Raw genomic sequence first — 20,204 nt, forward strand, 5'->3', positions numbered from 1 at the left:
CGGCCGGTCCTTTCGATAGTGACGTCATCGGTGTCGTGTCGAGGGCGCTACACCCGGTGCGGTCGCGGTTTCGCGAGCAGTGACCAACCAGGCACCGCAAGGTTACCGCGTGACGACGAACCGCCGCGGAGTCGCAGCAGGTCGTTCGAACAGACAACGAACCGGCGGTGTCCCTTGTTCCCACCCACAGCGAGGCTGCGGACGGTTCATCTGCGGCGTCTGCACTCCCACCGCGCAGGTGTCAGCTGCTGTAGACCTTCGGGTGGAGAGTGCCGATGTAGGGCAGGTCCCGGTACCGCTCGTCGTAGTCGAGTCCGTACCCGACGACGAACTCGTTGGGGATGTCGAAGCCGACGTCCTTGACCTCGACGTCGATCTTCTGGGCGTCGGGCTTGCGCAGCAGGGTGACGACCTCGAGCGACGCCGGGTTGCGCGTCGACAGGTTGCGGATCAGCCAGGACAGCGTCAGACCCGAGTCGATGATGTCCTCGACGATCAGGACGTTGCGGCCGGCGATGTCCTTGTCGAGGTCCTTGAGAATCCGGACCACACCGGAGGACGAGGTCGAGGAACCGTACGAGCTCACCGCCATGAATTCCATCTGGGCCGGGATCGGCAGAGCTCGGGCGAAGTCGGTCATGAAGAAGATCGCGCCTTTGAGCACACCGATGAGCAGGAGATCACCCTCCGGGGCGCCCTCGGGGTATCGCTCCGCAATCGAGGCTGCCAGTTCGGCCGTCCGCTCTGCGATCTGCTCCTCGGAGATCAGCACCGAGGCAATGTCACCTTCGTACACCGGGTTCTACCCACCTTCCGTCAGTCGTCCGCGCACCGCTGCTGGTCGACGAACTCCATACTCAGCCTGCCACGCCGACGCAGCACCACCAACCTGGTCCCCGCTCCCGGACCCCGGCCCACCGCGACGGGCCCCTGCCCGTGCCAGAGCACCACCAGATCGTCGATTGCGCGCAGCGACTTGTCGTTCGGCGCGGGTGCACCGCGTCCGAGCAGCCACAAGCGAACCGCCCGGCGGCGGACCGCGGCGGGTGCATCGGTGAGCACCGTCACATCGAGTGAGCAGTCGGCCGCGGGCTCGCGCGGGGTCGCGGCACGGGCCAGCAGGCCGGCAGCCGCTTCGTCGAGCGCCTCCCCGTCGTCCCGAAGTTGCGCGGCGGTGCGAGCGAGCGCCGCGGCGACTCCGCCACCGAGGATCTCCTCGAGCATCGGGAGGGCCTCGGTCCGCAATCGGACGCGAGTGAATCGCGGGTCCGCGTTGTGGGGATCCTCGTACGGGAGGTAACCGAGTTCGCCGCATGCGCGCCGGGTGACGCTTCTCCGTACGCCGAGCAGGGGTCTCCCCCACGGGGCGTCGAACGGCGCCATTCCGCAGATCGAGCGAAGCCCCGAACCGCGGCCGAGACCGAGGAGGACCGTCTCGGCTTGGTCGTCGAGAGTGTGGCCGAGCAGGACCGGCATTCCGCCGCGCGCCTCGTCGAGGGCCCTGTACCGGGCGGTACGAGCAGCCGCCTCCAGCCCTCCGGGGCCGGTAACGTCCACGGCCACCACCCGGACGGAGGCGCACCCACGCGCACGCGCGAAATCGGCGGCGCGCGCGGCGACGTCCGACGAGCCCTCCTGCAGACGATGGTCGACGACGACGGCGTGCACCTCGTCGGCCTCGGCCACGGCCGCCGCTATCAGCGCTGCGGAGTCGGCGCCACCGGACAGCGCGACGGCCACCGCGCGCACGTCGTGCGTGGACAGCCAGGCGCGCACCGCCAGCCGGACCTCGTGGATTGCGGGCAGTTCGGGCAGTCGCGGAGCGGGCGGCACGGTCAGCCCAGCACCCGTGCGATCCAGGCGTCCGGGTGATCGATCTCCGTGAGGGTCGGGAGCGCGTCGGGGCCGGACCACACCGCGTTGAACTGCGCCATGCCGGCCTTCGCGACGACGGCGTCGACGAACCTCTTGCCGTGCACGTACTGCGCCATCTTCGCGTCCACGCCGAGAACGACGCGGATCACGCGGTGGATCGGGTTTCCGTTGCGGCGACGCCGGCTGTCGAACGCACGGCGGATCCGTGCCACCGACGGAACGACGGACGGCCCCACCCCGTCCATGACGTGATCGGCGTGGCCTTCGAGCAGCGTTCCGAGCGCCAGCATCCGGTCGAGCGATTCGCGTTGCGGTTCCGCCTGCGTGGCACGCAGCAGTCCGACCATGCCGCGTTGCGACATCGGCTTCTCGCCCGGAGTGCGCAGATCGCGGGCGGCGGCCACGAACCTGCTCACGACCTCACCCATCGGCTCGTCGACCGCTGCCGTGAGTTCGGCGGTGGACTCGCGCATGATGTCCGCCATCCAGGGAGCCTGCTCGAACTGCACGCGGTGGGTGACCTCGTGCAGACACACCCACAGGCGGAAGTCCGAGGTCGGCACCTTCAGTGCGCGCTCGACGGCGACGACGTTGGGTGCGACGAGCAGCAGCGTGCGCGAGAACGGGTCGTACTGACCGAGGACGGCCGACGCGAGGTACGCGAGCATCGCGCCTGCCTGCGCGCCCGCGGGCTTACCGAGCCAGCTCCCGCTCCGGTCGGACCCGGTGAGGTCCGCCATCGACTCCGCCGCGGCCCGCACCCAGTCGGGGCGATCCACGACGCGCGCGGGCGGCGGCACCGTCCCGTCGCCCATCCCGGTCTGCTCACGCACCGGGCCTTCGGCGCGCTCCGCCGCCGCGTACAGCTCCTCGATGGCGGCGTCACGGGTGTACCCCGACATCGCGGGGCCGGAGCGCGTGAGCCGGGCACCGACACCCGCCGCGAACTCCCAGTCGATCGCGTCGCCGATGCCCCGCTCCTGTTCGCTCATCGGCAGCCGCATCCCCGGAGTACGGCCGCGACGTCGTCCAGCGCGGGTCGTGCTTCGTTGGGGAACCGATCGTTCGACATGAGTGCGAACGTCAGTACCCGGCCATCGACGTCCACGACGTATCCCGTAAGCCCGCTCACAAGACTCAGTGTGCCTGTTTTCGCGCGGACCCACCCGGCTCCGGCACGGGCAGTGGTGCCGTAGCGGTCGCTGAGCGTGCCGGTGGCACCCGCGACCGGCAGGTAATCGAGCATCGGACGCAGGGCCGGAGCGTCCGGGCCGGCGGCGCGCGCGACGATCGAGTCGAGGACCCGCGCCGGGATGCGGTTGTCGAGGGACAGGCCGCTGAGGTCCTGAAGCGTGACTCCGGAGGTGTCGATCCCGGCGCCCTGAAGAGTGCGGGTCACAGCTTCGACGGCACCGGTGAACGTGGGCGCGCTACCCGACGAGATCGCGATTTCCCGTCCGATGGTTTCGGCGAGCACGTTGTCGGAATGCTGCACCATTTGTTCCAGTCGTGTCCGCAGCGGTGCGGACTGAACCGATGCCATGGGCGCTGTACCCGGTGAGGCCGTCCCGATCGTGACCTTCTCGGGATCGGCGCCGAGTGCGGCGGCGAGCGCTCGCCCGGCGTCGAGCGCAGGAGTAGCCGAACGCGGCGACTCGTCTTCGAGCGGCCGCAGGCGTCCCCCGTCGAGCATCACCGGTTCGATGGGTGCGACGAACCCGTCCCCGACATCGGTGGCGTCCCATCCGACCGCGAGCGGGTCTCCGCTGAAGATCCCGACATCGACGACCACGGTGTCGACGACGGCTCCGCTGCGCTGGATTTGCTGCGCGAGATCGGCGATGCGGGGACCACCGGGGTAGAAACCGTCTTCGCCGACGGGCTGAGCGGTGAGGGTGGGGTCGCCACCCGCGACGAGGACGATCTCGCCGGGACGGGAGCCCTCGACCACCCGCGTCGTGATGCGGTGATCGCTGGGCAGGCCGAGCAACGCGGCCGCGGTGGTGAGGATCTTCGTCGTGGATGCGGGTGTCATCGGCCGGTCCGGGTCCTGGGACCACAGGACGGTCCCGGTGGCCGCATCGGTGACCGATCCGGTGAACGATCCGAGCGCCGGGTTCTTCACGGCTGCGTCGAGCGCGGCGGCCAGGGCCGCGGGGACCGGAGCCGGGGCATCGTCCGCCACCGGCGCGACCGCGGGGTCCGCGACGACCGGTGCGGGAGCGGGCGCGATCGTCGCGCTGGCAGTGGTGCGCACGTCGTAGACGGCAAATGCGCCGCCCACGACGAGTGCGAGAAAACCGGCGGCCCAGATACCGAACAGGATCCGGATGTTCCGGCGCCGACGTGTGACCAACGAACCCTGCTTCTTGATCTTTTCCTGCCCCGCCAACACGCCTCCGCTGTGTCCTGCACACTCGCGCCCTGGTGGCCGCCTTCGTGGTCCGGTACCTGCGTCGTCCAGACTAGCGCCGCGCCCGTTATCCTTTCTCCGGACCATCACCGCAGATACGGATGTCGTATCGGCGAGCGAAAACACCGACGAAGTGAGGCAAGCGCGTGGAGTTCGAGGTCACCATCGAGATCCCCAAGGGGCAGCGGAACAAGTACGAGGTCGATCACGAGACCGGCCGCGTCAAGCTCGACCGCTACCTCTACACCGCGTTCGGGTACCCCGCCGACTACGGGTACATCGAGAACACTCTCGGTGAAGACGGCGATCCGCTCGACTGCCTCGTACTGCTCCCCGAGTCGGTGTACCCCGGCGTCATCGTCGATGCCCGTCCGGTCGGCATGTTCAAGATGGTCGACGAGGCCGGTGGCGACGACAAGGTTCTCGCGGTCCCCGCAGGTGACCCGCGGTGGGATCACATCCAGGACATCGGCGACGTGCCGCAGTTCGAACTCGACGCGATCAAGCACTTCTTCGTGCACTACAAGGATCTCGAGCCGGGCAAGCACGTCGAAGCCGCGGACTGGACGGGCCGCGCCGACGCAGAGGCCGAGGTCACTGCCTCCATCGCGCGCTTGAAGGACAACGGCGGCCACTGAGCCTGCCGCAGAACACCTGAGTGTCCTGCAACGACGAATCTCCCGGATGATCCACGGATCGGCCGGGAGATTCGTCGTGTCGGGGGTGTGCCGGGGTACCGGCCGTCGTCACTGTCCCTTGAACTCGGGCGGGCGCTTCTCGAAGATCGCCTTGATCGCCTCGCCGAGATCCTCCGAGGGCAGGAACGCCGCATTCCATGCCGCGACGTAGCGAAGGCTGTCGTCGACCTGCGCCGAGCGGCTGTGGTCGAGGACGTCCTTGATCCCGTGCACGACCAGCGGCGGGTTCGCCGCGATTTCCGCAGCGGTCCGGTGGGCCGCGGCGAGGACGTCGTCGGCGTCGGCGAAGACGTCGTTGACGAGACCGATCTTCTCGGCGCGCGCAGCGTCGATGTCCTTGCCGGTGAGGGCGAGTTCCCGGACGTGCCCGTCACCGATGATGTACGGCAGGCGCGCGAGGGTGCCGACATCCGCGACCATGCCCACCTTCACTTCGCGGACGCTGAACTTGGCGTCGGCGCTCGCGTAGCGGATGTCGGCCGCGGTGATGAGGTCGACACCGCCGCCGATGCACCAGCCCTGGATCGCCGCGACGACCGGCTTGCGGCAGTCGGCGACGGCCGTGATGGCTGCCTGCATACGCTTGACCATCCCGTGGAACTCGGTGCGCGCCTTCGCGCGGGCACCGTCTGCGAGGACCGCCGCGAGGTCACCACCCATCGCGACGAGGTCGAGGCCGAACGTGAAGTGTTTGCCGGCGCCGGCCAGCACGACGGCACGCACGTCCGGATCTGCGTCGAGTTGGGCGAACAGGACGGGCAGCTCGGACCACAGGTCCGGGCCCATCGCGTTGCCTTTGCCGGGACCGATGAGCGTCACCTGGGCGACGTGGTCCTTGTGCTCGACGGTGAACGCTTTCCAACTGGTGTGATCGGTCATTACTCGAGAGTAATGTCCCTCGTCGGCGAGCACTGCCACCGCCCCGAAACTCCTCGGGCGTTTCGCGTATTCGTCCCCGATGAGCAGGTCCTACTCTTGACTCATGAGCAGGTTCTGGCACCCGAACGTGGCCCGTGTCGCCGACACGCTCATCGCTCGTGGACACCACGGGCTCATCACCAGGCAACCCGACTCCGTGACCACCGCGGAACAGGCCGCGGCGGCGGTGGGAGCCGACGTGGGCTCCATCGTGAAGTCCCTGGTGTTCCTTCTCGACGACGAACCGATCCTGCTCCTGGTGTCGGGCGCACACCGGGTCGCACTCGACCGCACCGGCGAGCGCCTCGGCGGCACCCTGGCGCCGGCACCCCGCTCGGTGGTCGTCGAGGTCACCGGCCAGCCTGTCGGTGGTGTCGCCCCGCTCGGACACCCCACCAACCTCCCGACCTACATCGATCGGTCACTGAAGGACCACGCGGAACTGTGGGCGGCGGGTGGATGCGCCAACACGCTGTTTCGAACCACGTACCGCGAACTGATGCGCGTCACGGCGGGAATCGACGTGGACGTGGACTGAAGGGGTACCGCTCGGCTACCACCCGAAGTGCCACGCGCGGTACACTTCGACTCATGACCGACCGAGCGTGGAGCCGCAGGCACGTCGACCTGTGCCGCACCCGCTCGAGCCTGTGTGCGCGCTGAGATACGCACCAGCCCTTCTCCTTTCCCGGCAACCGCGATAGTCACCCGCGGCATATGCGTCATGCGGCGCGCCGATGTCCATTCTCCGAGCGGAGTCTTCGAATGACCACCGACCACCTCGAACGCGCAACCGGCACCTCCTCAGTCGATGAGCCGGAACTCGTTCTCATCGTCCAAGTTTCGGACACGGGCGCTGTCCACCCCGGCGACCTCGCGGCACTCGCCGACGCGCTCCGCGAAACAGCGACCGGCCTTCTTCCCGGCGCACGCACCCACACGCTCCTCAGCCCGGGGCCCGCACCGCTCGTGGTGGACCTGCCCGCTCGCGGCCTGGTGCTCGACGGCAGCCGAGTAGAGCTGAGCCACACCGAATTCGAGATTTTTTCGTATCTCGTCGATCGCCCTCACACAGCGGTTCCCCGATCGACTCTGCGTACCCTCGGTGCCGGCTACATCGATCCCGAACGCGGCAACCGGGGCGTCGATGTGCACGTCTCCCGTATCCGGTCGAAACTCGGCAGGTTCGGCGACATCGTCACCACTGTCCGAGGCGCCGGCTACCGCTTCGACCCCGACGCGCGCGTCCACGTCGTCACCCCTCTCCACCGACGAAGCGCCTAGAGCACAAGCGAAGGGGCAGGAGAAATCTCCTGCCCCTTCGCTCGTCCCAGTTCGGCCTACGACGCGCGTGCCGCGGGACCTGCCCCTTCACCGAACCGTCGCAGAACCTCCACAACAGTCGGTGACACCGTCAGCAGTCCGCGGGCCTCGAGCCACGGGAGGGTGCCGTCGACGAGATGTTCCACCGTGAACGGCGCCGTCGACGGAATCAGCGTGACGCCGTCTGCCACCCCGACGGAATGGATGTCGGCGATCAGGCTCGCGAGCCCGTGCGGCGTTCCCACATAGGACAACGTGCTCGGACCCCGACGGGCAATCCCGTCGGTCCGAGCGTGGCGGATCCGCGCGGCACGTGCATCGGGATCGACGACCACCTCGAGGTCGACGAGCACCGTCACCGCATCGGGGTCGCGGCCCTCCGCGACGGCCTCGGTACGGATCCGGTCGCGAATCTTCGCTGTTTCCCGCAGGTCGGCGGCGCGAACCCGGATTACGTTGCCGGACGGCGCGGCAGGGTCGAGCGGAGGATCGGCGGGACGGCCGACGGTGAGATCAGCCCAGTAGTCGGGTCCGGATTGCCCGGAGAGTTCGACCGCGACGCGCAGCAACCGCCGCGTCCGGTCCCGGTACGTGGAATCGGTATCGGACATGAGTAACCTCTCGAATGAGCCGCGATGCGGCAGCAGCTGAAAAGCGTGCGGAGAGAACTCAGTCCGGACAGGTACCGGAGGCGGTGCGGCACAGATCGACATGCCGGCGGCACCAGTGCGCCGTTGCAGTCGCCTCCGAGGTCATGGCGAGAACCCTACCTACCCCATGGGGAATTGTCGACCACAACACTCACACTCAGATGCATTGCGACGCACCCTCTCCCGACTGCGCGAGTCCGGGCCGGGTTTCCGGTGCCGGGCTCCACACGCCGCCGGTCTTCGCGTGCGTCCACGCAGGTCCTTGCGCGACCAGAGTGCGCAGCGCGGCGAGCAACCGGTCCACGTCTGCCGACGAGCTGCCCAGCCCCAGCGACGCGCGCACCGCCCCACCCGGGCGTCCCACGCGTGCGAGCAGCGGGTGCGCGCAGAAACGCCCGTCGCGCACTCCGATTCCGTGCTCGGCCGAAAGGTACGACGCCACCTCACCCGGTTCGTATCCATCCACGGTGAAGGTCACGATGCCGACGCAGTCTTGCGAGTCGTCCCACAACTTCAGGATCTCGACGCCCTCGATGCCGCTCAATCCGTCGACGAGCAGGCGGCACAGTTCTTCCTCGTGCCGCGCCGCGGCCTCGGTGTCGAAACCGCCGAGGGTGTCGCATGCCGCGGCCAGGGCGGCAACCCCGAGTACGTTCGGTGTTCCGGCCTCGTGTCGCGCAGGGGCACAAGCCCATTCGGCACCGTCGAGAGTCACCTCGCGCACCGCGCCGCCACCGGCGAGGTACGGCTCGGCGGTGTCGAGCCAGTCGCGGCGTCCCACGAGCACTCCGGCGCCGAACGGGGCGTAGAGCTTGTGACCGGAGAAGGCGAGGTAATCGATTCCGTCGGCGGTGAGATCCACGCTGCGGTGGGGCACCAACTGCGCACCGTCGACGAGAATCCGCGCACCGCACGAATGAGCGAGGGCGGCGAGCTCGGAGATCGGCAGCACTTCACCGGTCACGTTGGAGGCACCCGTGACGGCGAGCAGCGCGGCCGGCGCCCGGTTCAGCTCCTCGGCGATACGCTGCACGGTCTCCGCGATCGAGTCGGCCGCCACGACAACCCGGGAGTTCTTCCACGGGAGGAGATTCGCGTGATGCTCGATATCGAGCACCACGACGTCACCGGGCACCGCACCCGCCAGCAGGTTCAGCGAATCGGTCGTGTTGCGGGTGAAAACGACGACCTGATCGGTGTCGGCACCGACGAAGCGCGCCACCGACTCTCGCGAATCCTCGTAACTCGCGGTGCTCACCCGCGAGGCGTATCCGGCGCCGCGATGGACGCTCGCGTAGTACGGCAGCAACTCGGCGATGCGTTCGGTGACTGTGGCGAGAGCGGGCGCACTCGCCGCGTAATCGAAGTTGGCGTAGGTGCAGGTGCCGCCCTGCACGAGCGGCACCTGCACATCACATCCGGAGACGTGTGCGAACGGCGCGATGCAGGCGGTGGCAGATGCAGCAGTCATGACCAAATCCCTCGTCGATCCAGGGACCCGTCGGTAATCGCCACGACGAAGGGAAACGATCGCCGGCGGAGTCCGCGCTTGCCGTGTCCGGTATTGGAATCACAGCCAGGTCGTCACCCGGAGCACCCCACCGCGGAGGAGGGTTGCCGACCAGCAAGCCGGGGCTCGATGCTGGTACTCATGACCTGCCGAAGAGGATTGCAGTCGGGCGGTCCCGTGTCAAACCGGATGTGGTGCGCCGACCGCGACAGTGCGGACGAACGCCGCGGACCTGCCGAAATACCGCCTCCGAGTCGGCCGGGGCGCGACACACCCGGGCCCTGCGATGTGCCCCGACGTTCACCTCGTGTCCACTTGAACGTGAGATAACCGGAGCACCATCGAGTAGAAGGACGCCGCGGACTTGCCTGCCCCACTCCCCGCTGAACCCCGCAGCTCTGTGATCCCCGCAGAGTTTCTTCGCGCGTCACACGCACCGCCGGCCCGCACCCTCGTCGACATCCTGCGCGCGACCGCCGAGGCGCATCCCGACGCACCGGCGATCGACGACGGCACCGGCGTCATCGGCTACGCGGAACTGCTCGAGAAAGTCCGGGTAGGCGCGTACGCCCTCCTCGACGCCGGGGTCGGTGCGGGCGATCGGGTCGGGGTTCGGATGACCTCGGGCAGAGCCGAACTGTATGTGACCATCCTGGCGATCCTGGCCGCGGGCGCGGCCTACGTTCCCGTGGACGCCGACGACCCGGACGAACGCGCCGACCTGGTGTTCTCCGAGGCCCGGGTGACCGCCGTCGTCACCGACGACGGCATCGGTCCCGGTACCGCTCCCGTACGGGCCGACCCGCCGCTGCGCGGTCCACGGCTCGAGGACGATGCGTGGATCATCTTCACGTCGGGGTCGACCGGCACTCCGAAGGGTGTGGCGGTGACCCACCTCAACGCCGCCGCGTTCGTCGACGCCGAAGCGCGATTGTTCTGCCGAGACGCTCCGATCGGGCCGGGAGACCGGGTACTGGCCGGCTTGTCGGTCGCATTCGACGCCTCGTGTGAGGAGATGTGGCTCGCGTGGCGCCACGGCGCGTGCCTGGTGCCCGCTCCGCGCTCATTGGTCCGGTCCGGCATGGACCTCGGCCCGTGGCTGATCTCGCGTGACATCAGTGTCGTCTCCACCGTGCCGACCCTCGCCGCGATGTGGCCGGCCGAATCTCTCGAAGCGGTGCGGCTGCTCATTTTCGGCGGCGAGTCCTGCCCGCCGGACCTCGTCGAACGGCTTGCCGTTCCGGGACGAGAGTTGTGGAACACCTACGGTCCGACGGAAGCCACCGTCGTCGCGTGCGCCTCACTCATGGACGGCTCCGGGCCGGTCCGCATCGGGCTGCCCCTCGACGGCTGGGATCTCGCTGTCGTCGACGCCGAGGGCAACCCCGTCGCCGAGGGAGAAGCCGGTGAACTCGTCATCGGCGGCGTGGGACTGGCGCGATACCTCGACCCGGCGAAAGACGCCGAAAAGTACGCGCCCATGCCGAGTCTCGGATGGTCGCGCGCCTACCGCAGCGGTGACCTCGTCGTGCTCGACCGGCAAGGACTGCTGTTCCAGGGGCGTGCCGACGATCAGGTGAAGATCGGCGGACGCCGCATCGAACTCGGTGAGGTCGACAATGCCTTGCAGAACCTGCCGGGCGTCGCCGGCGCCGCCTGCGCCGTCCGTACGACGGCGACGGGACACTCGGTTCTCGTCGGCTACCTCGCCTCGACGGACCCCGACTTCGATCTGGCGGCCGCGCACGACCTCCTGTCCGAGCAGCTTCCTGCCGCCCTCGTGCCCCGGCTCGCCCGGGTCGACGAACTCCCCACCCGAACCTCGGGGAAAGTGGACCGCAACGCCTTGCCGTGGCCGCTCCCCGGCGCAGACGCCGACTCGATCGACGCCCTCGGTCTCGACCCCACCGCCGCGTGGCTGGCGGGGTTGTGGACGGACATCCTCGGCGCTCCCATCGACGGCCTGGACGACGATTTCTTCGAACTCGGCGGGGGTTCGCTCGCAGCCGCCCAGCTCGTCACCGCCATTCGTGCCCGCTACCCGGAAATGACCGTCGCACAGCTGTACGACCGGCCACGCCTCGGGTCCCTCGCCGTCTACCTGGACGAACTGGCTCCGACGACCGCTGCCACGCACCGCGTGGTCGCTCCGGTGTCCCGTCGCGCACAGTTCGCGCAGATCGTCGCGACCGTGCCGCTCATGACGCTCACCGGACTGCAGTGGGTCGTCTGGCTCGCGATCCTCAACAACGTCGTCAGCCTGGTCGTCGACGTGCCGTGGACGGTTACCCTGTCGTGGTGGTGGACCGCGTTCGGTGCCGCCCTGTTCCTTACCCCTCCCGGGCGCATGGCGCTTGCCGTCGTGGGAGCGCGGCTGCTGCTCCGCGATGTGGTTCCCGGAAGTTACCCGCGGGGCGGCTCGGTGCACCTGCGACTGTGGACGGCGCTACGCCTGTCCGACGCCGTCGGAGCAACCAACATTTCGGGCGCCCCGTGGATGCGGAACTACGCTCGTGCCCTGGGAGCGAAGGTGGGACGAGATGTCGACCTCCACAGCCTTCCCCCGATCACCGGGCTCCTCGAACTCGGCGACGGCTGCTCGATCGAACCCGAGGTCGATCTGTCGGGTCACTGGGTCGACGGCGACCTCGTCCACATCGGCACCATCCGGGTGGGTGCCGGCGCGGCCGTCGGTGCCCGCTCGTTCCTCGCCCCCGGTGCGCGCATCGGCAAGAATGCCGAAGTCGAGGCCGGCTCCGCGGTGTTCGGGCGCGTGAAGTCCGGGCAGCACTGGGCTGGGTCGCCGGCCAAGAAGATCGGCAAGGCCGACCGTCCCTGGCCCTCGGAGGCACCACCCCGCGGAGCCCGCTGGATTCCCGTCTACGCCTTGACCTCCGTCCTCCTCGGCGGCCTGCCGATCGCGTCGATCGCGGCAGGTGTCGCGTTACTCGTGTGGTGGGTGCGCGACACCGCGACCGTCGCAGACGCCGTTCCCCGGTCCCTGGCGATGCTTCCGGTCGCGGCGTTGCTGACCATGTTCGTCTTCGCACTCACCACGCTGATCGCCGTGCGACTGTTGTCGATTCGTATGACGGAGGGCTGGCATCCGGTCCGGAGCCGCATCGGCTGGCAGGTGTGGGCCACCGAGCGTCTGATGGATTCGTCGCGCACCTTCCTCTTCCCGCTGTACGCGTCGATGCTCACGCCGGGCTGGCTCCGGCTCCTCGGCGCAGACATCGGCAAGGACGTCGAGGCGTCGACGGTGCTCATGGTGCCCAAGTTCACGAAGGTCGCCGACGGAGCCTTCCTGGCCGACGACACGATGGTCGCGTCGTACGAACTCGGGGGCGGCTGGCTCTACATCTCGCACGCCAAAGTCGGAAAGCGGGCGTTCCTCGGTAATTCCGGTATGGCGGCGCCCGGCCGTCGTGTCCCGAAGCACGGTCTCGTCGCGGTCCTCTCGGCCGCGCCCCAGAAAGCGAAATCGGGGTCGTCCTGGCTCGGCAGTCCCCCGGTGCGACTGCGCCGCGCTGCGGGTGACAGCGATGCGAGCCGCACCTTCGCACCGTCGCCGAAGCTGCGGATCGCCCGCGGTCTCGTGGAGACCTGCCGGCTCGTTCCGATGATCGTCACGTTCGGGATCGGGCTGGGAGTCCTCTTCACGCTCAACACGCTCGCGTCGCACTTCGGGTACCGGATCGCCGTCCTGCTCGGCGGTGTGGTGCTGATGGCCGCCGGCGCGGTCGCGTGCCTGGTGACGATCGCGGCGAAATGGCTGATCGTGGGGCGCATCGGCCGAGAAGAACATCCGCTGTGGAGTTCATTCGTGTGGCGCAACGAAGTATCGGACACCTTCGTCGAGACCGTCGCCGCGCCGTGGTTCGCCCGCGCGGCGACGGGCACCGCGGCCACGAACCTGTGGCTGCGCGCACTCGGTTCCACGATCGGACGCGGAGTGTGGTGCGAAAGCTACTGGCTGCCCGAAGCGGACCTCGTGACGCTGGGCGACGGCGCGACAGTGGAACGCGGGTGCGTTGTACAGACACACTTGTTCCATGATCGGATCATGGCCATGGACACCGTGACTCTCGGCGCCGGCGCGACCCTCGGCCCCCAGTGCGTCGCGCTACCCGCATCGGGGATCGGTGACGGCGCCACTGTCGGACCCGCATCTCTGGTGATGCGCGGCGACGTCGTGCCACCGTCGACCCGCTGGCAGGGCAACCCGATCTCGGCGTGGACGTCCTCGGGCGACTGGTCACCGCGGTGAAACCGATCAAGGCCGCGAAGCCGGTGCCGCCCGTGACCGCCGACCGTCCCCTCGACCCGTACCTTCCGACCAGCGGCAACCGCGGCTACCGCGTGTCGCGGTACGAACTCGATCTCGCCTACAAGATCATGGCGAACCGGTTGGAGGGCCGGGCCGTCATCATCGCGACGACCACCGATGTGCGGGGAAAGTTCGCACTCGACCTCGCACCGTCGATGCGCGTGTCCAAGGTGACGGTCAACGGGCGACGACCCGCCAAGTTCGTGCACCGCGGCGGCAAGCTCACCGTCACCCCCGCGGACGCCATCCCCGCGGGCGCGGTGCTGACCCTCTCCGTCCAGTACGCCGGCACCCCCACACCGCTCCACACCATGTGGGGTGATGTCGGGTGGGAGGAACTCGAGGAGGGCTCGCTCGTCGCGAGCCAGCCCAACGGCGCTCCGTCGTGGTTTCCGTGCGACGACCATCCCGGATCGAAAGCGACCTACCGCATCTCGATCACCACGGACGCGCCGTTCCAGGCGATCGCGAACGGAACGCTCGTCCACAAGACGACCAAATCCAGCCGGACCACGTGGGTCTACGAGCAACCCGAGCCGATGGCGACGTACCTGGCGACCGTGCAGATCGGGCACTACGAGATGCGCGCGATCGCGTCGTCGCCGGTGCCGCAGTACGCGGTACACCCGTCACGCCTGCGCGACGCGTTCGACAAGGACTTCGGGCGGCAACAGGAGATGCTCGAGTTGTTCACGCGCCTGTTCGGCCCGTACCCCTTCGCGCACTACACGGCCCTGGTGACCGACGACGACCTCGAGATCCCCATCGAGGCGCAGGGTCTGTCCACGTTCGGGGCCAATTTCTGCGACGGGCACAGGACCGAAGAACGGCTCGTGGCACACGAATTGGCTCACCAGTGGTTCGGCAACAGCCTGACTCTGTCTCGCTGGTGCGACATCTGGCTCCACGAAGGTTTCGCGTGTTACGCCGAGTGGCTGTGGTCCGAGAACTCCGGTGGGCCGTCTGCCCAGGCCCTCGCGGCCGACGCGTATCGCGGCCTTTCCCGCAAGCCCCAGGACATCCTCCTCGAGGATCCCGGCGCGAAGGACATGTTCGACGACCGGATCTACAAGCGCGGAGCGCTCACCCTGCATGCGTTGCGCCTGACTCTGGGCGACGACTCGTTTTTCACGCTTCTCCGGACATGGACGTCGGAGCATCGCCATTCCAACGTCACGACGACACAATTCAAAGATCTCGCTGCTCGCTTCTCCGACACCTCGCTGCGCCCCCTCTGGGATGCGTGGCTGGGCCAGAAAGAACTCCCGGCACCCCCGAGAATCTGATCGGCGGCGACGGGACGGCTCAGGGCAGATCGGCCTGCGACGCGAGCCAGCGACCGTCGACCAGTTCCATGGTCATCACGACGCGGCTGCGGTCGAGCCGCGGCTCGGGAACGAGTGCATTGGTCACGGACTGGTCGATGAACAACAGCACCTCGACCTTCGTCGGTGTCGCGGACTTGATACCCGACTCCACGACGACACCCTCGGCCTGCGCCTGATTGTCGATCAGCAACTGCCGGAGTTGCTCACTCGACTCCGCGTACATCTTCTCGAACTCGCCGGTTGCCCCGTCGAGGACTGCGGCGAAATCACTCTCGAGGTCGGCACCGACCGAGGTGAGGGTGACGGCGTACTGCCGTGCGACGTCGGAGGCCTCACGGGCTGCGCTCTCGACGGCCTTCGCGTCGCGCAATTGCAGACCGAACACCGCGGCTGTCGCCGTTGCTCCGAGTGCCAGAACCACCAGCACCGCAAACCCGGCCCGGCGGAACGTCCGGGATACCGACGGCCGCCCTCCCCCAGCGGGGTTCGCCGGTGTCGTGCCGTCCGCCTGCGTATCCGGTGTTTCTTTGGCGGCGGCCTTTTCGGTGTCGACCGCGTCTTCTCCGACTGTCGCGCTCTCGGTACTCATTGCGTTCTCCATTCGGGCTTTTCGGTAACCGCTCAGTTGACGCTTTCCCAGTGCATGGTCGGACCGCCGTATTCGAGCGGAACCGTCCGAGGCCCGATGGGAGTCGGATCTGCGCGCCGAAGCGGATCTGCACCCGGCGGCAATCCGGCCGCACCTTCCTCTCCCACAGGGCGCGGCGCATTGCGCGCGCCCCGAACGAGAGTCGACGGATCGGGGTTGTTGCAGTACGTGTACAGAAACGGCTCGGGGAAACTCGGAATCGTCGGCGACTCACGCGGCAGGTCGTAGTCGCACGAATATCGAGGGTAGATGTTGACGAGAGCCCAGACGCCGTCGTCACGGAACGCCGTCATGAGCGCCTCCAGCGTGGACCCGTCCCGCTCGCTCGGGAAGAAGAACTCTTCGAGCGCGGGCACCCTCACGTACGCCATCTGCGCGACGGTGGTGAGATTGCCCAGCAGCTGCACCATCGTGGGCGAATTCTCGGCGATGATCGCGTCGGCCGCCGCCATCGTGTCGGGAGCCGTCTGCACGAACGACCGGAATCCCTCATCCATCGATTCGATTCCACCGAGCGTGTGCTCCATTTCTGCCGACACGGCCTGCAGGCCGGGCGCGGCGTCGGCAAGCGTCCCGAGCACGACCTTCCCGGTGCGCAGGAGCGTGCCCGTCTGCGGCAGCACTCCGTCGAGTGCCGAAATGAGAAACGTGCCGCCGTCGACGATGTCGGACAGTTTCCGGGGTCCTTCCGGTCCGACACCGAGTTCGTCCACGATGGTCTGCAACGACGCCGGATCGATTTGCGCGAGCATGCCGTCCATGTCGTGCATGAGCGCCGACAACGGGACAGGTGTGGTGGTGTCGTCCGACGAGATCTCCGCTCCGTCTTCGAGATACGGACCGTCATCGGTAGCGGGCCGGAAGTCGAGATACTGTTCGCCCGCGAGCGACAGTCCCGCCACCCGCACCTCACCACCGATCGGAATCCGGGTCCGGGAATCGATCTCGGCCAGCACGACAACGCCGTCGCCGGTCAGGTCCACGGAGGTCACACGTCCGACGGGTACACCACGGAGGGCCACGTCGCGCCCCGGAAGGATGCCGCCGGAATCGTCGAAATGGACTCGTACGCGGATCGTTCCGCCCGACAGCCCCATTTCGAAGACACCGAACACCAGATAGCCGACACCCAGGACTCCGGTCATCACGAGTGCCGCGAGCGACAACCCCAACCGATGGGCGTTTCCGATGCGGACCCCGGACACCACCCCGCCTGCAACCACGTCCGGTACTCGCCGCACTCCTGGCCGGTGGGTCATCCTCCCGCCTCCAGCCGGCCTTGCAGACGTGTCAGTGTGTACGTCAGCGTTCCCACGAAGGCTTGCCAATCCGTGTCGTCGGGCAACCGGCTTCCCGGATCGCCCGGGTGCCCCGGAATCGGCTCGGATCCGATCACCAACTGCTCGAGGTCCGCGTCGGTGTTCGCCGCCGTGCTGCTCGTGACTTTCATGATCGGTGCCAGCAATCTGTTGACGGCGGAGAGCTCGGCCTCCGGATCGGTCGCCGCCGCATTCAGCTCTGCCGCAATGCGGTTGATGTCTGCGATCATGCTGCGGGTATCGGTGTCCTGCACCGCCGGAAATCGCTGGATCTGCTGGCTGATGCGGTCGACTTGCGAGACCAGATCGAGCACCTGCGACGTCTCGGCGGCCACCACGTCCAGTGCGGGCCGCGCCGCGAGTACGACGTCGTCGATCGTCGACCGGCGCTCCGAGATCGTCGTGATCAGTTGGTCCGTACGGACGAGCGTCTCCTCGATCTCGTCGGTACGTCGTGCGATCAGTCCGAGCAGTCGCGTCGATTCGTTCACGAGATTCGCGAGGTTGTCGCCACGTCCCCCGACCGCCTCCCCCAGACCGTTGACGATCTTCGTGAAATTGCGGAGGGCACCGCCGTTGACGAGAACCGATGCAGTGGAGAGCAATTCCTCGATGGTCGCTGCCGCCGAGGTCGAAGACAGCGGAATGGTGTCGCCTTCCCGGAGTGGCGTGGCGCCGGTGGCCTCGGGCGGCGGCCGCAAGGCCACGAACACATCGCCGAGGGGGGTGGCCGAACGAAGTTCGGCGGTCGTACCTGCCTCGACGGTCACGCCGCTCGCGATGCGCATGGTGACCACCGCTGCGTAATCCTGCACCACCATCGACGCGACTTCACCGATGTCGGCTCCCGACAACTTCACCTTTGCCTTCGTCGGCAGGTTCAACGCGTTCTCGAAAGTCGCGTGCAGCGAATACGACTCGCCGCCCACTCCCGGTTCGGGCAGCGGAAGATCTTCCAATCCGACGGAGCATGCCGTCGTGGCGAGCACCGCCGCCCCCGTACCCACGACCGCCATCCGGCGCCACCACGAGCACATCATCTCGGAAGCCCCGCGATTCCCTCGAGCATCGAGGCGATCCCGAATCCCGGACCGAAGTCCTTCAGGGTGCCTGTGCTGCACCCGAGCTCGCGCATCTCGAGAAGAGTGCATACCTGGGACACGAGTTCTCCGTCGAAAAAGACCTTCTCGAGCTGCGCGTGTACCCGGGCGGCCCCGGTCTCCTGATCGATCGCGTTGTACGCGTTGTCCATCAGCAGCGGCGCAAGATCGAGAAACTCGCCGACCTCGTTGCGGTACTCGGCGAGCGCACGGGTGACGGTCTCCGCATTCGTCATCGTGGAGCGAATGGGTTCACGGTTGTCCTGCAACAGAGAGGTCGCCTGCGCGAGAACCTCGTTGATGTGCGTGCCGGTATCCCCCCACCCGAGATTCGACTCGGCAAGCACCTCGCTCAGCCTTCGGGTCGCCTCTCCGAACTCTCGGATATCCGCGTCGTTCGCGGCGGCGGTGCTGCTCAGGACGGAGAGGTTGTCGACGATCGCGGTCAGTTGGTTTCCGGTTGCGGCACCCTGGTCCGAACTCAGCTTCATCGCTTCGGACAGCCTCCCGAGTGCACTTCTGATCCCGACTCCGTTCCCCGCGGTCATGCCGACGCCGAGGTCGAGCAAACTCGATACCGGACCGTTGCCCTCACCGTCACCCTCGAGTTCCAACGCCATCGTGTCGGCCATCGCCAGCAGTCTGTCGAACTCGATGGGAGTCCGGGTGCGGTCGAGTTCGATGGTGTCGTTGTCCTGCAGCACTTCCCCGCCCGCGTAGACGGGCGTGAGTTCGACATGCCGGTCTGTCAGCACCGAGGTGGACACGGCGACCGCCTGGACGTCCGCCGGGATGTCGGTACCGCCGTCGATCTCCATCGTGACGGCCACGTGAGTACCCCGGGCCTCGACGGTGGTGACCCGGCCGACCGCAATGCCGAGTACCGCGACCTCATTTCCCTCGTAGAGTCCTGCTGCACTGTCGAAGCGCGCGGTGACGGTGATCGAGTCCGGTTCGGCCGATACGCGGCCGGCAACGACAGCAGCTACGGCGACGACCATCGCGGCGATCGCGACTGTGACCAGAACGGTCCTCGATCTCATTCGCACTCCCCGAGGTAGGCGGTCAGGCTGGGGTCGCCGGTGTGACCGGCCAGAGCGCACATCCACGAATCGATCATCGGCCCTGCCGGTGCGGTGAAATCGACCTCGTTGGCCGTCCCCGACGCGTTCGCGAAGTTCCTGATCGGTACCGGAAGGATCTGAAGGATGTTGCGGAACAATGCGTCGTTGTTGCTCAACGTGTGCAGCAGCCCGCTGAGGCTCGATATGAGCGAGTCGATCTCCGTACGGTCGTCGACGACGACCGAGTGAAGGACCTCGACCAGTTCCGCCGTCGAGGTCAGCAACCGCTGGATCAGGTTCTGCCGGGACTCGAGTTCGTGCATCAGATCCCGACCGTCCCGCACGAGGGAACCCAGACTGTGTTGCTGTGCGCGCACGATGCTCGTCATCGACGCGGTGGCTTCCAGGATCGACCCGATCTGATCGCGTCGATCGGCGACGGTGCCCGACAGGCTCTCGATATTCGCCATCACCTGAGGCAACAGCGCGGGAACCCCGTCGAGTTCGGCGGAGAGCGTGTCGAGTGTCGTGCCCAGCCGTTCCGCGTCCACCTGCTCGAACGTCGTGGTTGCGTCGGCCAGGACGGCCTGCAGGTCGTAGGGGACCACGGTGTTCGAGAGTGGAATCCGGTTGTCCGGTAAGGGTGTTGCACCGGCCGGACGAAGTTCCACGTAACGGGATCCGAGCAGTGTGGTGAGCTTGATCGAGGCGATCGTGTCGACGCCCAGATGCACACCCCGATCGATGTCCATCTCGACGAGCACGTGTTCTCCGTCGAGCCGGGTGGCTTCGACCGTCCCGACCTGGATACCTGCGATCGTCACACCGTCACCGGGTGTGATCCGCGCGGCCTGCGCGAACTCGGCTTCGTACCGCACCGAGCCGAACCCGGCACCGGAGACGACCACGGTGGCCGCCAGTGCCACGATGATGGCGAGGACCGTGAGGGTGCCCAGCAGGAGCGGACTTCGGTCCTCGAGCGTGGGCTTCCGCGCTCGCGTGGTTGCCGTCTTCTCCGGCATCATGC

At 67.7% G+C, this 20,204-nt stretch carries 17 protein-coding genes and 1 riboswitch; of the genes, 5 read left to right on the plus strand and 12 right to left on the minus strand.

What is annotated here, in order from left to right; genetic code table 11:
- Nucleotides 1-241: 241 nt before the first annotated feature.
- From hpt to dacB, 4 genes are read right to left on the minus strand one after another with little or no spacing between them, the layout of a single operon-like run.
- Nucleotides 242-796: a hypoxanthine phosphoribosyltransferase gene (gene hpt / locus HF877_RS19240; protein ID WP_169622803.1), complete on the minus strand. Its 555-nt coding sequence runs from the start codon at nt 794-796 to the stop codon at nt 242-244.
- A gap of 20 nt (nt 797-816) precedes the next feature.
- The gene (gene tilS / locus HF877_RS19245) at nt 817-1,839 is read right to left on the minus strand and encodes a tRNA lysidine(34) synthetase TilS (RefSeq protein WP_240952781.1); all 1,023 of its coding nucleotides are present in this window, start codon (nt 1,837-1,839) and stop codon (nt 817-819) included.
- Nucleotides 1,836-2,879, minus strand: coding sequence for a zinc-dependent metalloprotease (locus tag HF877_RS19250; protein ID WP_169622804.1), 1,044 nt, complete (start codon nt 2,877-2,879; stop codon nt 1,836-1,838). The genes tilS and HF877_RS19250 overlap by 4 nt, the downstream gene beginning before the upstream one ends.
- Complete coding sequence (gene dacB, locus HF877_RS19255; RefSeq protein WP_240952739.1) at nt 2,864-4,267, minus strand: D-alanyl-D-alanine carboxypeptidase/D-alanyl-D-alanine-endopeptidase; 1,404 nt, start codon at nt 4,265-4,267, stop codon at nt 2,864-2,866. The genes HF877_RS19250 and dacB overlap by 16 nt, the downstream gene beginning before the upstream one ends.
- Before the next feature lie 167 nt (nt 4,268-4,434).
- Here dacB and HF877_RS19260 point away from each other — a divergent pair, with 167 nt between their 5' ends.
- Nucleotides 4,435-4,926, plus strand: coding sequence for an inorganic diphosphatase (locus HF877_RS19260; RefSeq protein WP_169622806.1), 492 nt, complete (start codon nt 4,435-4,437; stop codon nt 4,924-4,926).
- Between the two features lie 108 nt (nt 4,927-5,034).
- Here the strand turns inward: HF877_RS19260 and HF877_RS19265 are convergent, their stop codons facing one another.
- Nucleotides 5,035-5,865, minus strand: coding sequence for a crotonase/enoyl-CoA hydratase family protein (locus HF877_RS19265; protein WP_169622807.1), 831 nt, complete (start codon nt 5,863-5,865; stop codon nt 5,035-5,037).
- A 103-nt stretch (nt 5,866-5,968) separates the two neighbouring features.
- Here HF877_RS19265 and HF877_RS19270 point away from each other — a divergent pair, with 103 nt between their 5' ends.
- On the plus strand, nt 5,969-6,442 hold the full coding sequence (locus HF877_RS19270) for a YbaK/EbsC family protein (protein WP_169622808.1): 474 nt from the start codon (nt 5,969-5,971) through the stop codon (nt 6,440-6,442).
- 227 nt (nt 6,443-6,669) lie between these two features.
- Nucleotides 6,670-7,188, plus strand: a complete 519-nt coding sequence (locus HF877_RS19275; protein WP_169622809.1) for a winged helix-turn-helix domain-containing protein — start codon at nt 6,670-6,672, stop codon at nt 7,186-7,188.
- Nucleotides 7,189-7,244: 56 nt separating this feature from the next.
- Here HF877_RS19275 and HF877_RS19280 read toward each other — a convergent pair whose 3' ends face one another.
- Both HF877_RS19280 and HF877_RS19285 read right to left on the minus strand, forming a co-directional pair.
- Nucleotides 7,245-7,838, minus strand: coding sequence for a hypothetical protein (locus tag HF877_RS19280; protein WP_169622810.1), 594 nt, complete (start codon nt 7,836-7,838; stop codon nt 7,245-7,247).
- A 196-nt stretch (nt 7,839-8,034) separates the two neighbouring features.
- Entirely contained in the window at nt 8,035-9,348 is a 1,314-nt protein-coding gene (locus HF877_RS19285) for an aminotransferase class V-fold PLP-dependent enzyme (protein WP_169622811.1), read from the minus strand.
- Nucleotides 9,349-9,417: 69 nt separating this feature from the next.
- Nucleotides 9,418-9,534: riboswitch (SAM riboswitch) on the minus strand.
- A gap of 217 nt (nt 9,535-9,751) precedes the next feature.
- Between HF877_RS19285 and HF877_RS19290 the strand changes: the two genes are divergently transcribed.
- A complete protein-coding gene (locus HF877_RS19290) occupies nt 9,752-13,657 on the plus strand; it encodes a Pls/PosA family non-ribosomal peptide synthetase (RefSeq protein ID WP_169622812.1) in 3,906 nt (1,301 codons plus the stop codon).
- Nucleotides 13,654-15,003, plus strand: coding sequence for a M1 family metallopeptidase (locus HF877_RS19295; protein ID WP_296551680.1), 1,350 nt, complete (start codon nt 13,654-13,656; stop codon nt 15,001-15,003). The genes HF877_RS19290 and HF877_RS19295 overlap by 4 nt, the downstream gene beginning before the upstream one ends.
- A 19-nt stretch (nt 15,004-15,022) precedes the next feature.
- Here the strand turns inward: HF877_RS19295 and HF877_RS19300 are convergent, their stop codons facing one another.
- The 5 genes from HF877_RS19300 to HF877_RS19320 are packed head-to-tail and all read right to left on the minus strand — an operon-like array spanning nt 15,023 to nt 20,202.
- Nucleotides 15,023-15,634 carry a hypothetical protein gene (locus HF877_RS19300; protein WP_240952742.1) on the minus strand — a complete coding sequence of 204 codons (612 nt, stop codon included), beginning with the start codon at nt 15,632-15,634 and terminating at the stop codon, nt 15,023-15,025.
- Nucleotides 15,635-15,666: 32 nt separating this feature from the next.
- A complete protein-coding gene (locus HF877_RS19305; RefSeq protein ID WP_169622815.1) occupies nt 15,667-16,953 on the minus strand; it encodes an MlaD family protein in 1,287 nt (428 codons plus the stop codon).
- On the minus strand, nt 16,950-18,029 hold the full coding sequence (locus HF877_RS19310; protein ID WP_240952749.1) for an MlaD family protein: 1,080 nt from the start codon (nt 18,027-18,029) through the stop codon (nt 16,950-16,952). Before HF877_RS19310 ends, HF877_RS19305 begins: the two co-directional genes overlap by 4 nt.
- A 20-nt stretch (nt 18,030-18,049) precedes the next feature.
- Entirely contained in the window at nt 18,050-19,156 is a 1,107-nt protein-coding gene (locus HF877_RS19315) for an MCE family protein (RefSeq protein WP_169622816.1), read from the minus strand.
- Entirely contained in the window at nt 19,153-20,202 is a 1,050-nt protein-coding gene (locus tag HF877_RS19320) for an MCE family protein (protein ID WP_240952750.1), read from the minus strand. The genes HF877_RS19315 and HF877_RS19320 overlap by 4 nt, the downstream gene beginning before the upstream one ends.
- Nucleotides 20,203-20,204: the final 2 nt, after the last annotated feature.

Source organism: Rhodococcus sp. BL-253-APC-6A1W (assembly GCF_012843405.1).
Lineage (GTDB): Bacteria > Actinomycetota > Actinomycetes > Mycobacteriales > Mycobacteriaceae > Rhodococcus.